Raw genomic sequence first — 13,714 nt, 5'->3', positions numbered from 1 at the left:
ATTACAAAAGAACTTCCAAAAAATAAAAAATCCCGGCCCATAAATATATGAACCGGGAATCTTAATAAATAATTTATGAAAGCTATAACAGAATTTATTAAATAGCCATGATCTCTTTGTCTTTAGCTTCGCAATGTTTATCAACCAAAGCGATGAACTTGTCGGTTAGCTCTTGTACATCGGCTTCGGCATCTTTCGCCGTATCTTCACTCAATCCATCCTTTTGTAGTTTCTTGATAGCTTCGATAGCATCCCTTCGGATATTACGCACGGCCACTTTCCCTTGTTCGCCTTCTGCATTCACCCTTTTCACTAATTCCTTCCTTCTTTCTTCTGTTAGAGGCGGTAAAAACAAGCGGATAATAACCCCGTCATTTTGAGGGTTTATTCCAATGTTTGATGCAATGATGGCTCTTTCAATCGGTTGAAGCATATTTTTCTCCCAAGGCTGAACCGTCAAGGTTCTAGCATCAGCCACACTTACGTTAGCTACTTGGTTTAACGGAGTTGGAGCGCCATAATAGTCCACGGTAATTCCATCCAGTATTTGGGGATTGGCCTTTCCAGCTCTAATTTTGGTAAGTTCCGCTTCCAGGTGAGCGATAGCTTTACTCATGCTATCATTGGCATCGTCCAGGATTAAATTGAGATCTTCTTGCATATAATTATAAACTTAAAGTGCTTGCAAACCTACATGAAATCTTTCATTCATCAAAGGGTTAGCCGGGAAGAAATCATACGGGAAACGCCGCCGATTACAAGAATATTACAAGCTAAGCTTTATTTATCCTGTAATACACCCTCTGTATTGACTTTCAATATTTTCGGATTGGGGCTGATAATGGTAGTTTGAGCAGCCGGGATAGGTTCTGGCAAAGGGGCGCTTTTTGCTTGAACCCTTTTTTTGGCCCAATATACGCAGCCCGTAGAAACGCAGGCCGCTGCCAATACGATGAATAACAAGGAAGTAGCACCAATATTTTGCAGTGCGAAAGCAGCCGCGATAAATATAGCATTCGTCAATACCAATGATAATGTGGTTTGACGGTGATTCAACTTCAATGCTAATAAATAATGGTGAATATGATTTCTGTCCGCAGAAAAAGGCGATCTGCCTTTCGACATGCGGATCATGAATACTCTTAACGTGTCGAACAATGGTATGATCAGGATGGCAATCGCTACGGCCGGTACTGCTGCTACCGGTAATGCAGATGCCGGGTTACCGGCTACACTGATAAATTTAACTACCAATATAGTATTAACCAGGCCTATTAATAAAGATCCTGTATCGCCCATAAAGATTTTCGAAGGAGAAATATTATATATCAAGAATGCTGCTAATGCGGCGGCCATACTAAAGCCTAACACAGCAAACAACACTTCGTGTACAAATAAGAAATAAGCGCCTAATACACCCGCTACCAACATGCCGATACTTCCCGCTAAACCATCCACACCATCAATTAAATTGAACGCGTTGATCACTACGATAAAAGTAAAGTAAGTCAGTAATAAGCTGATGTGATAAGGCAACTCCTGCACCCCGAACAGGCCGTACATACTTGTAATCTGGATATTACCGAGATAAATAATACAGAACGCCGCACATATTTGACCAATCAATTTTTTCAATGGAGACAATCCAACGATATCATCTTTCAAACCTACCATGAATATGATGAAGAATGCTCCCAAGAGATATTGTAATGGAGACATGGATTGTGAGGGCGCACAAATAGATAACGCAATGATAAATCCTGCGAAGAATCCCATACCACCTAAGGTGGGTTTTAATGTCTTATGTGACTTGCGCTCGTCCGGTTCGTCATAGAGATTTTTCAATTCCGCCACTTTTATCAAGATCGGAATTCCGAAATAGGTTATAACAAAACTTAGGACAGTCGCGATAATTACATTCTCCATATTTGGGGGGTGTTGTGCAAAGATATAAATAACAATGGAATGCATTGAATTTATTTCAAAAAAAATTCACATTCCATTGAATTAAACATTATTTTTTGCTACAATTCAGCACATTTCTTACTAATTTTCTATTACATTTGCGGCTCACTTAAATGTCAATTACCATGCCAGAACTGAAAGACATAGCTACCCAGGTACGCAGGGATATCGTTAGAATGGTTCATGCAGTCCAAAGCGGTCACCCGGGCGGATCTTTAGGATGTACCGATTATTTCACGGCGCTCTTTTTCAAGGTGATGCAACACCATGCGCAACCCTTCGATATGAACGGTCGTGATCAAGATTTGTTCTTCCTTTCTAATGGCCATATATCTCCAGTTTATTATAGCGTCCTAGCTAGGTCTGGTTACTTTCCGATTTCTGAATTAAGCACTTTCAGGAAGTTGGATTCCCGCTTACAAGGTCACCCGACGACGCATGAGCACCTCCCAGGGGTCAGAATTGCCAGTGGTTCATTAGGCCAAGGCATCAGCGTGGCATTGGGTGCAGCAACTGCTAAAAAATTAAACGGGGACAATAAATTGGTATATGCACTTTGCGGCGATGGTGAATTGAATGAAGGCCAATGTTGGGAAGCGATCATGTTTGCAGGCCATAAGAAAGTTGACAACCTGATCTTAACTGTTGACTGGAACGGTCAGCAAATTGATGGCCCGATCGAGAAAGTGATGAATACCGGCGACCTGGATGCCAAATTCTTCTCCTTCGGCTGGAAAGTACTCCACATGTATGGCAATGATATGGATGATGTCATCGCTACCTTGGAAAAAGCTAAAAGCCTCACCGGTCAAGGTCAGCCAATCGTTATCCTGATGAAAACCATCATGGGTAAAGGTGTTGACTTCATGGAAGGAACACACGAATGGCATGGCATCGCTCCAAACAACGAACAACTTGCAAAAGCTTTGGAACAATTGCCCGAGACTTTAGGTGATTATTAATATTTATTAAACAGAAAATATTATATAAAAACAACCCATCGATAAAATAATATCATCGATGGGTTGTTTTTGCTTTTATAAGAAAGAATTTTAGGTAGCTTTTAAATCGATTGTTTGTAACGATGCCCTCCTGGCCGGGTACCAACTGGCTATAAAGCCGATTATTATAACGGTTATTCCCACCAAGCTAAAGTCCTGCCACTTCATATTTACCGGGTAAGCATCGATCAGGAAAGAATTCCCCCCCAGCTTAATCAAGCCGAAATGCTGTTGCACGACGCAAAATAATGTTGCCAAACCAAAGCCGATCAAGGAACCTAATCCCACGATAATCATCCCTTCCGATAAAAATATTTTTAGAATCCTGCTATTCCTCGCGCCCATGGCTTTCAGGATCGTGATATCCTTACGTTTTTCAATAACCAGCATAGACAATGAACCGATCATGTTAAAGGCGGCAATGACAAGGATGAAGCTCAGGAAGATATAAACGGCCCACTTTTCTGTTTGCATTACACCGTATAATGTTTGATTTTGCTCATACCGGGTTAGTACTTTATAAGAAGATCCCAGGATTTTCCCGATCTCCCTTTTCAGCCTGGTATCATCGTAACCGTCTTTGGAAGCTATTTCCAGGGAAGTCATCTCCCCGGGTGCCAAATCAAGTATGCGACGCAAAAAGGCAATATTCGTTATCACGTACTTGCTGTCAAAATCCTGCTGGATGGCAAATGTTCCCACCGGGAATAAAATATCCGAATTCAATGCCTGTTCCGGCAAACCGATATCGAACGCGCTGCTGCTCATGCTACCTGGCCGCTTGGGCACATATACCGTCAAAGGCACCAAGCTACTTTCAACATCTACTTCCAAGGCGCTCTCGATACCGATACCCAATACGGCGCTGTAACCACTTTGGTTACTGATATCGAACTTACCCCTGACAATGTGATCCTGTACCCCGGTAACCTTGGTATATTGGTCATCGACCCCTTTAATCGTAACGATCGTTTGATTTTTATCATTGCGCAGCACAGCTTTATCCTCAATTGTTTGTGAAATATAAGCTACGCCGGGCGTTTCCCTGATCTTTCCGAGTTGAGCGGTCGTTAATTGCATCGTCTTACCACTCGCCGGTTGAACGATCACCGATGGGTAGAAAGTGGCATATAAAGACTTTACAATACCTTCAAAGCCATTAAATACGCTCAGGATAATGATCAACGCACCGGTTCCCACGGCAATAGCGCCAACGCTCACCCATGCAATGATATTGATGGCATGTGTAGATTTTCGGGCCCAGAAATAACGGGAAGCGAATTGCCAGGTCATAAGAATTTACTAGGATTTGCTATGCTATTGTTGGCCTTTTTCTCTCTGGTCGCGCTCGTCTTGAATCTGTTTAAAGATGGCTTCCATCTTGAAAACATGTTCCAGGGTGTCGTCCAGGAAAAATTGTAATTCCGGCACCCGGCGCAATTGCTTGGCAACGCGGTTCCCCAGTTCCTTCCGGATTTCACTGCCGCGTTCCAAGATGCGGCCCAACATTTCCTTGGGTTCCTTGATATTAAACATGCTCAGGTAAATCCTGGCTTCTAATAAATCAGGCGTCATTTTAACGCTGGAAACGGAGATCATACCGCCTTCAATCACGTTGAAGCCCATACGTTGTAATATATCGCTGATATCTTGTTGTATTATTTGTCCGACTTGTTTTTGTCTTTTAGATTCTTGCATATTCGATAAATTTAACGCTCCACTTTGTTACACAAATATCAAACCTTTGTCAAGTTTATACAAAACTAACCAATTCTAGCGAGATGCCGCTTTATTTCGACGAGCACTATCGGTTCAAATGCTTACTTTTGCTTGTTTTTTACGAATAGATCCAGCATGAAAACATTCAAGCGTTTATTGGGTTATGCTTTCCCTTTAAGGCATTATATACCAGAGTATGTTATTTACACGATAGTGGGGGTGATTTTCGGTTTATTCAACTTCGTGATGTTGATCCCTATGATGGACACTTTATTCAACAAGGAAGCAGTGATTAAAGCGATTCCCTTACCAGAATTTTCATATTCCATCCAGTACTTCAAAGATTTATTTAACCATTATTATACATCGCTTGTATTAAACGGCGGCCCAATACATGCCTTGGTATTCGTATGTTGCATCATTGCTACCTGTACCATCATCGCTAACCTGGGGCGGTACATGGCTTCCCGGACGATGATCAGGATGCGGATGAAAATCCTGGAAAATTTACGCAATACATTATTCCGCCGCTTATTAGGGCAATCTTTATCATTTTACCATAATAGGCAAAAAGGTGATATCCTTTCCGTGGTTACCAACGATGTACAAGAGGTTGAAAATACGATTGTAAATAGTGTACAAGTTTTGTTGCGCGACCCTTTCGTAATTGTATCCACATTTATTTTACTATTCATCATATCGGCCAAGCTTACACTTTTCACCATTTTCTTCTTCCCCATTTCGGGTTATTTAATTTCGTACATCTCTAAAAAGCTGAAGAAAAAAGGGTATTACAGCCAGGAAATGTTGGGAAAAATTTTAAACGTCTCAGAAGAATCGCTGGGTAATATAAAAGTAATCCAAGGTTTCGGGGGAGAAAGCTTTGTTGAAGGTAAATTTGCAAAGGTCAATAAAGGCTTTACAAAAATCAGCCGCTCTTTATTCAACCAGAGGGAGTTGGCTTCACCTATTTCAGAGCTGCTGGGAATTGTAGTTGTAGTTATCTTAATCATTTACGGTGGTTATCTTATCCTCGGTGAAGATGGTACGCTTACTGCCCCCGCATTTATTGCTTATATCGGCGCCTATTCGCAAATTATTCAACCTGCCAAAAACATTTCGAACGCTATCACGGGTTTACAAAAGGGACTCGTTGCAGGTGAAAGGATATTTGCCATGATCGATGAACCCGTCAAGATCGAAGATAGCCCCGACGCGGAACCCGTAGCCTCCTTCGATAAAAACATAGAATATAAAAACGTTACTTTCAGGTATGACCAGCAAAATGTTTTGCAGGATGTTAGCCTAAATATTGAAAAAGGGAGGATGATTGCCCTGGTAGGCAGAAGTGGTTCCGGTAAATCTACAATGGTGGACTTGCTACCACGGTTTTATGATGTAACCGAAGGTCAATTACTACTGGATGGTAAAGATGTTAAAGGTCTGAAACTGCGAGACTTAAGACACTTAATGGGGATCGTTTCGCAAGAAGCCATCTTATTCAATGATTCCGTATTTAATAACATTGCTTTCGGTCAACCCGATGCCGATCCTGGAGCCGTGATAAAAGCCGCCAAGATTGCGAACGCGCACGAGTTTATCGAGAACCTGGAAAATGGTTATGAAACAACCATCGGGGATCGAGGAATGAAACTCAGCGGAGGACAAAGGCAAAGGCTCACCATCGCCCGGGCCATTTTCAAAAACCCGCCGATCTTAATTTTAGATGAAGCAACTTCGGCACTAGACACGGAATCCGAAAAATTGGTACAGGATGCATTAGATAAAGTAATGCAATCCCGCACTACTATCGTGATCGCCCACAGGTTATCCACGATCCAGCACGCCCATGAAATCATCGTAATGGACAAAGGACATATCGTGGAAAAAGGTACACATGACATGTTGATGCAAAACAACGGAACCTATAAGAAACTCGTGGAGATGCAAGAATTTAAATAATTATTTCCTGGTAAGATATTGAACACCGGCCACTGCGCCGGTGTTTTTTTATGGTACTATTTTTGGTAAAAGATTCTCGCCAAGAGCGAACGAATGTGTGGTATGGATTTGTTCACCTATCAATGCAAGGCCATGATTTCCATTGTTATACCAGTTTTAAACGAAGGCAACACCATCCGGCAAGTTATCCGCACTCTCAAGAAAACAACTTTACCCCATGAAATTATCTTGGTGGATGATAATTCTATCGATAATACCGTATCAGAAGCGATGAAGGAAAAAGTACGCGTGATTACCAGTAGCATTCGCGGGAAAGGTATCTCGATGCTGGAAGGCATGATGGCTGCAAAATACGATACCATAGTATACCTGGACGGAGATATATTGACCTATACACCCGATGTAGCTGAAAAGCTAGCCGCACCTATCCTGGATGGCGATGCAGATTTTGTAAAGTCCTATTTCCAACGTCAAGCCGGGCGGGTAACGGAGTTGGTGGCCAAACCCTTACTAAGCATTTTATTTCCCGAAATTGCCGGTTTCCACCAACCTTTGAGCGGTATGATCGCAGCGCGGAAAGATTTCCTTAAGGAGATTCAATTTGAAAATGATTACGGGGTAGATATTGGCCTATTGATAGATATGCATATGGCCGGAGCAAGGATTGTTGAAGTCAACATAGGCAAGATCGAAAATAATATGCAAAGCTGGGAACAACTTGGCAAAATGTCGCGCGAAGTATCGCGGACGATCTTGCAAAAAGCGGAGAACTTCCCGATACAGAACCTCGAAACATTAAGTAACATCCATCTTATCCGCGAGCAAATGGAAAGATCCATCATGGAGTCGATCGATAAACTACAGAAGATGATCATCTTCAACCTTGACGAGGTTTTATTAACACAAGATTATATGCAACTCGCTACGCTTACTTTCGACAAGGAGGAGGCATATCAGCAAATATTACAACATTATTCAGACCCGATCGACATTCTCAAAAGAAGCGTTCATCTTTTCGAGAACAGGAATATAGCGGAATTGCAAGAAGTGGCCGATGAAATCCCGTTGGTGACCGGTGCGTCTGATGTTATTAGGGATTTAAAAAAGAAAGGTTACGTGGTGGGAATTGTAACGGATGGCTTCGAAACTATTGCTCACCATATCAAGAATAAACTAGGTATCGATTTCGTATTTGCAAACCGCTTACATTTTTACCATAGTGTTGCAACGGGAGAAATCACCATTCCTGAATATTTCTTAAAAAACGACCCGATTAAAGGTTTCCCTAAATATGACAAGAGCTACCTTTTGGAATACATTGAAGAAAAATATCACATTCCTACAAGTAATATTATTTACGTTGGCAGTGGGAAAAAAGATGCGGATTTGTTAAGCCTAGCCGGCATCGGCATAGCATTTTCTCCGGCAATTCCTGCTATAGAAAAAGTTGCGGACAGGATAATCCCGGGCAATAATATATACCCCTTATTAAAGATTGTCCCGAGTATGCCTGTAAAATATTTACCCTGGTATAAAAACCGGAAATTAAAACGTATTGGTTTCGCCGCGATTGCAACCATCGCGGTACTGGGAACCGCTTACTGGTTGCATAAAAGGCAATGCAAAAAGCAGGTCATTCAGCAAGTATAAAAAAACAAAACCGTTGCAACGAGTGGTTGCAACGGTTTTTAAATTTTATAAGGTCAATAATTTAATTACTTGTTTTTGGCCAACTTGGCTTCAATACTCAAGGTCGCATGCGGTACAGCTTTCAGCCTTGCTTTATCGATCAGCTTACCGGTTACGCGGCAAATACCATAGGTTTTATTTTCGATACGTACCATGGCTTTTTCGAGGTGATCGATAAATTGGATTTGGCGGCTAGCCATCTGGTTCAGCTGTTCCCTTTCTTGGGAGCCGCTACCATCTTCCATGCTCATGTATTTATTCTCAGTATCGTCGGTACCTGCTTCGTCCTTACGGGTAATAAGCCCTTGTAAAAAGATCAGTTCTTTTTTGGCCGCTTCCAATTTTTTGGTAATAAGTTCTTTGAACTCCTGTAACTCGCTATCACTGTAGCGGTATACGGGACCGACAGGAACTTCCGGTTCATCCAACACTGATTTCGTAAAAGCCGGTTGGTACGAAGCCGCGCTGGCAGACTTACTTGAAGATTTTCCAGCAGATTTTGCAGATTTTGTAGATTTCTCTACTTTTTCCGATTTTTCTACCGGTTCAACAGTAGATTCAACAGCTTTAGCTTTCTTGCTGGTTGTTTTTTCCTGTTTTTCCTTGGCTACTTTCTTTACTGGCATTATTTCTTCTTTTACTGCGGTTTTAGCAATTACCGGTTTTGCGGATTTCTTGGCAACAGGAGTAGTTGATTTCGAACCGGTTTTTTTGCTGGCAGCGGCAGTTACTTTAGGTTTTACAACCTTTTTAGCTGGCGCTTTAGCAGCCGGTGCGGGTTTAACCGATTTCTTCGCAGTAGCAACTGGTTTCTTCGGAGAGGCGGCCTTTTTTACAGTTGCTTTAGTAGCAGCTTTTTTAGGAGCTGGTTTGGCAACTGTAGCTTTCTTTGCGGCAGTAGGTTTCTTGGCCACTGCTTTCTTGGCAACGGGGGCTGCTTTTTTTGCTTTAGCGCCCGAAGTTGCTTTCTTTGCAGGGGTCGATTTAGCTGTAGCTTTTTTAGCTACAGGGGTTGCTTTTTTTGCCGCAGGTTTAGCCTTGGGTGCAGGCGCAGCCTTCTTAGTCGTTTTACTAGCAACTTTCTTTTTTGTTGCCATGGGGATTAGCTTTTTTTGTTAACTAATACATTGAATTTTAGATCGTTAACTTCAATTTCTACACCTTCTTGCAATTGTTGCACAACTTCCAAACTATCGGCCAAAATTTCGGTGCAAATATAGTCATTAAAGTTAATTATCGCTGATTTCAAGCTATCCTCCGCCGCTACTGTTACATTGATTCGATCTGTTAATTCAAATCCACTCTCCTTTCGAATCTTTTGGATCCTGTTAACCAATTCTCTCGCATTACCTTCATCTAAAAGATCCGGGGTAATAGTAATATCGAGGGCCACTGTCAGTGCCCCTTTATTCGCTACTGTCCATCCGGGGATATCTTCTGAAATTATTTCAACATCTCCTAATAAGATCTGGATAGGCTCATTATCAACAATTAAGCCAATTTCGCCTTGCTTCTCGATGGTGGAAATGTCTTCTTGTGTCAAATTACTGATAGCAGCGGCAACCGCTTTCATTTTAGCGCCCATTTTACTGCCCAGCGATTTGAAGTTCGGTTTAATCTTTTTCTTGATGAAACCTTCGGTTTCCGTAAGATAATCAATACTTTTTACATTTACCTCACTTTTTATCAAATCGGCTACTTTTTCCAATTGCGCTTGCATATTGCCATCAGAAACCGGGATTAATACCTTCTGTAACGGTTGGCGAACCTTAATGTTCACTTTTTTCCGTAAAGAAAGTACCAAGGATGAAATATCCTGTGCCATTTGCATCCTTTCTTCCAAGTCTTTATCGACATGTTTTAACTGTACGGCCGGGAAATCAGTCAAGTGAACGGAGCTGTTTTCATACCTGCCGGACACTTTATTCAGGTTGTTATACAACCAATCCGAGAAGAACGGGGATACCGGCGCCATCATCTGTGCTATTTTCTCCAGGCACTCGTATAAAGTCTGGTAAGCGCTGATCTTGTCGTGTTCGTACTCCCCTTTCCAGAAACGGCGGCGGCATAAGCGCACGTACCAGTTGCTAAGGTGCTCATCCACAAATGCTTGCACGGCACGTCCAGCGGCTGTCGGTTCATAAGCATCGAAGCTGTCCTGCACCTGTTGTACCAATGTATTTAACAAGGAAATGATCCAACGGTCAATTTCCGGTCTTTCTTCCATCGGGATATAGGCTTCCTGGAAGGAAAATTTGTCCAGGTTAGCGTACATCGCGAAGAAGTTGTACGTATTATATAAAGTAGCGAATAATTTTCTTTGCGTTTCCTTGATACCATCCAGGTCAAACTTGATACTGTCCCAAGGAGAAGCATTCGTGATTAAATACCAGCGGGTTGCATCGGCGCCAAATCTTTCGATAGTATCGAAAGGATCGATCACGTTGCCGAGGCGTTTACTCATCTTAACCCCGTTTTTATCCAATACTAAACCATTGGAAACCACCGTTTTGTAAGCCACGCTATCGAATAACATTACTCCCAACGCATGCAAGGTATAGAACCAACCACGGGTTTGATCCACCCCTTCCGCGATGAAGTCGGCAGGGAATGCTTTCCCGGATTCTATAGCTTCTTTATTTTCAAAGGGGTAATGCCACTGGGCATACGGCATCGCGCCGCTATCAAACCAAACATCTACCAGGTCCGGCTCGCGGTGCATCGGTTTGCCACCGGGGCTTACCAATACGATCTCATCGACATACGGTTTATGCAGGTCAAGTATACCTTCATGTAAATATTTCTTATTGATATCGCCACCCAGCACCTGGTTGGCCTTGCGAATTTCGGCATTCAATTCATCGATGCTACCGACACAAATTTCCTCTGAACCATCTTCCGTACGCCAGATTGGTAAAGGTGTTCCCCAGTAACGGCTACGGCTCAGGTTCCAGTCAACCATGTTTTCCAGCCAGTTACCGAAACGGCCGGTTCCGGTTGCCGCCGGTTTCCAATTGATTGTTTTATTCAACTCTACCATCCTATCTTTCACGGCAGTAGTTTTGATAAACCATGCATCCAAAGGATAATACAAGACAGGTTTATCAGTTCTCCAACAGTGCGGATAGGAGTGTTCGTATTTTTCAACTTTGAAAGCGCGGTTTTCCTTCTTGAGCTTCACGGCGATATCAACATCCACATCTTTATAATCCGGGTCATTCTTGTAATTCTTTACATAGCGACCTGAAAATTCGCCTACTCCATCGATAAATTTACCTTGCCTATCAACGAGGGTAATGATGCCAACGCCATATTTCTTACCAACGCGGTTATCGTCCGCACCGAATGCAGGCGCGGTATGCACGATACCGGTACCATCTTCTGTTGTTACGAAATCACCGAGGACTACGCGGAACGGGTCGCCCTCTTCCGGTTGGATATAGGGTAAAAGCTGGTGGTAGCGGACTTCTTCAATATCTTTACCTTTAAAAGAAGCGATGATCTTCCAAGGAATTAGTTTATCACCTTCCTTGTAAGCATCAAGATCAAGATTTTCTGCATCAGGTTTAAAATGTTTCCAAAGCAGGTCTTTCGCCAGTACCACGTTGATTGGTTCATGCGTATAAGCATTAAAAGTTTTCACCAATACGTAATTTATATTGGCGCCCACGGTTAAAGCTAAGTTAGAAGGTAACGTCCAGGGGGTAGTTGTCCAGGCGAGGAAGTAAATAGGCTCATCATTTACGACGTCGAATAAGAACTTGGAGCGATCGTTTTTCACCGCTTCGAACATAGCCACGATGGTGGTATCCTTCACATCCTTGTAAGTGCCGGGTTGGTTCAGTTCGTGTGAACTCAGGCCGGTACCTGCGGCAGGGGAATAAGGTTGAATGCTGACACTTTTGTATAATAATTTCTTTTCATACAAACGTTTCAATGCCCACCAAAGTGTTTCTATATAATCGTTTTCGAAAGTGATATACGGGTGTTCAAGATCGACCCAATAGCCCATTTTACGGGTAAGGTCTTCCCATTTATCCTTGTATTTGAGTACTTCCTTGCGGCAGGTATCATTATATTCAGCGATAGATATTTTTTTCCCGATATCTTCCTTGGTGATGCCCAATGCTTTTTCAACACCTAGTTCAACGGGTAAGCCATGGGTATCCCAACCGCTTTTGCGTTTTACTTGGAAACCTCTCATTGTTTTATAGCGGCATACGAGATCTTTCAGGGCGCGGGAAATCACGTGGTGAATCCCCGGCATGCCGTTGGCGCTTGGCGGACCTTCATAAAACACGAAAGGTGTCGCACCTTCGCGATCGTCTACACTTTTTTCAAAAATTTTATGCTCATCCCAAAACTGGAGCACTTCTTTCTCTATTCCTGGTAGATTCAACTGGTTATATTCCTGGTACTTACTGGACATATTCAAACCCTTGCCTTGATTAAAATTCTGCGAAGTTACGAAATAGGCCGATAATAGCTATAATATCGGGCGAACGCAAATTATTAATTCCAGGAAAAAAAACCGACTCGAAGCGGGAATTTTTGCTTAATTTCACAATAAAGTTTGAAGATCGAACGTTTTTGGCATTGTTTTAGCTTAAGTAACAGAAGTTTACGGGAATAAACGTAGACAATTTTAACCAGTATCTTAAACCATGTCTTTATGAAAAAGTTAACGTTCATCATCTGTGTGGCACTTCTCACATATGGTCAAACTTTTTCGCAACAGAAAAAATCATCTCGTAAACACAAGGCTGCTGCTAAAAAAGAAGCTCCGGCCCAAGTAAAAGATGCATTTCAACAAAACTTTACTGGTACTTCTGACGTTATATGGGTAAAGACTAGTTCGGGCAACTGGATCGGGTCTTTTAAGTCGGAAGAGGTAAAGACTGCTGCGGAGTTCGATAATGCGGGAAAATGGATCGCCACCCGAAGCGAGTACACGGCGGAAAATTTACCGAGTACGATTTCAGAAACGATCAAGAACAAATATCCGGGCTCTGTTGTAAACAACGGTATGAAAATTGAGAGATCAGATGTACCGGCTTATTATAAAGTAAAAATAGAGGATAATGGTATGGAAAAGACGTTGTTGGTAAATGAAGAAGGTACCATATCCGAATAAAATAGTATTTCATAGGTATAGGGATAAATAGGACAGACCCTGCTCTTTTGGGCGGGGTTTTTCATTGATACCTAGTTTTCGAATTTTAGCTTTCTCCCCCGGGTAAAAACCCAAGGTTCGAACGTTTTAATATTATCATTTCCGCATAAAGAAATTGGTTAATTATTTAGAACCAATTACAAGCCCATAAAATAATATATAATTTTTTCTACATAACTGGTTTTGGCTTCATTACAGAACCATT

The 13,714-nt window shown here is 42.1% G+C and carries 11 protein-coding genes; 5 read left to right on the top strand and 6 right to left on the bottom strand.

The window, feature by feature from the left end:
* Positions 1-97: 97 nt before the first annotated feature.
* Both frr and COR50_RS06830 read right to left on the bottom strand, forming a co-directional pair.
* Positions 98-661, bottom strand: coding sequence for a ribosome recycling factor (frr, locus tag COR50_RS06835; protein WP_098193304.1), 564 nt, complete (start codon positions 659-661; stop codon positions 98-100).
* 119 nt (positions 662-780) lie between these two features.
* Complete coding sequence (locus COR50_RS06830) at positions 781-1,926, bottom strand: glycosyltransferase family 4 protein (RefSeq protein WP_098196124.1); 1,146 nt, start codon at positions 1,924-1,926, stop codon at positions 781-783.
* 164 nt (positions 1,927-2,090) lie between these two features.
* Between COR50_RS06830 and COR50_RS06825 the strand changes: the two genes are divergently transcribed.
* Complete coding sequence (locus COR50_RS06825) at positions 2,091-2,927, top strand: transketolase (protein WP_098193303.1); 837 nt, start codon at positions 2,091-2,093, stop codon at positions 2,925-2,927.
* A gap of 90 nt (positions 2,928-3,017) precedes the next feature.
* Here COR50_RS06825 and COR50_RS06820 read toward each other — a convergent pair whose 3' ends face one another.
* Together COR50_RS06820 and rbfA are read right to left on the bottom strand one after the other, a co-directional pair.
* Positions 3,018-4,259 (bottom strand): ABC transporter permease, encoded by a 1,242-nt coding sequence (locus tag COR50_RS06820; protein ID WP_098193302.1) that lies wholly within the window; start codon positions 4,257-4,259, stop codon positions 3,018-3,020.
* A 24-nt stretch (positions 4,260-4,283) separates the two neighbouring features.
* A complete protein-coding gene (gene rbfA / locus COR50_RS06815; RefSeq protein WP_098193301.1) occupies positions 4,284-4,664 on the bottom strand; it encodes a 30S ribosome-binding factor RbfA in 381 nt (126 codons plus the stop codon).
* A gap of 156 nt (positions 4,665-4,820) precedes the next feature.
* Here rbfA and COR50_RS06810 point away from each other — a divergent pair, with 156 nt between their 5' ends.
* Positions 4,821-6,647, top strand: a complete 1,827-nt coding sequence (locus COR50_RS06810; protein WP_098193300.1) for an ABC transporter ATP-binding protein — start codon at positions 4,821-4,823, stop codon at positions 6,645-6,647.
* A gap of 132 nt (positions 6,648-6,779) precedes the next feature.
* Positions 6,780-8,297, top strand: a complete 1,518-nt coding sequence (locus tag COR50_RS06805; protein WP_198405792.1) for a glycosyltransferase — start codon at positions 6,780-6,782, stop codon at positions 8,295-8,297.
* Between the two features lie 65 nt (positions 8,298-8,362).
* On the opposite strand, the gene COR50_RS22570 is transcribed toward COR50_RS06805, so the two are convergent.
* Positions 8,363-8,962 carry a TraR/DksA family transcriptional regulator gene (locus tag COR50_RS22570; protein WP_232516295.1) on the bottom strand — a complete coding sequence of 200 codons (600 nt, stop codon included), beginning with the start codon at positions 8,960-8,962 and terminating at the stop codon, positions 8,363-8,365.
* Between COR50_RS22570 and COR50_RS22565 the strand changes: the two genes are divergently transcribed.
* Positions 8,940-9,455 carry a hypothetical protein gene (locus COR50_RS22565; RefSeq protein ID WP_232516294.1) on the top strand — a complete coding sequence of 172 codons (516 nt, stop codon included), beginning with the start codon at positions 8,940-8,942 and terminating at the stop codon, positions 9,453-9,455. The genes COR50_RS22570 and COR50_RS22565 overlap by 23 nt on opposite strands.
* Here COR50_RS22565 and ileS read toward each other — a convergent pair.
* Complete coding sequence (gene ileS / locus COR50_RS06790; RefSeq protein WP_098193297.1) at positions 9,439-12,765, bottom strand: isoleucine--tRNA ligase; 3,327 nt, start codon at positions 12,763-12,765, stop codon at positions 9,439-9,441. The two genes, COR50_RS22565 and ileS, sit on opposite strands and share 17 nt — an antisense overlap.
* A gap of 243 nt (positions 12,766-13,008) precedes the next feature.
* Between ileS and COR50_RS06785 the strand changes: the two genes are divergently transcribed.
* Positions 13,009-13,470, top strand: a complete 462-nt coding sequence (locus COR50_RS06785) for a PepSY-like domain-containing protein (protein ID WP_098193296.1) — start codon at positions 13,009-13,011, stop codon at positions 13,468-13,470.
* The last annotated feature ends 244 nt before the right edge of the window (positions 13,471-13,714 follow it).

Source organism: Chitinophaga caeni, assembly GCF_002557795.1.
GTDB classification, from domain to species: Bacteria; Bacteroidota; Bacteroidia; order Chitinophagales; family Chitinophagaceae; genus Chitinophaga; species Chitinophaga caeni.
This window is presented reverse-complemented; position numbering and strand designations above follow the sequence as displayed.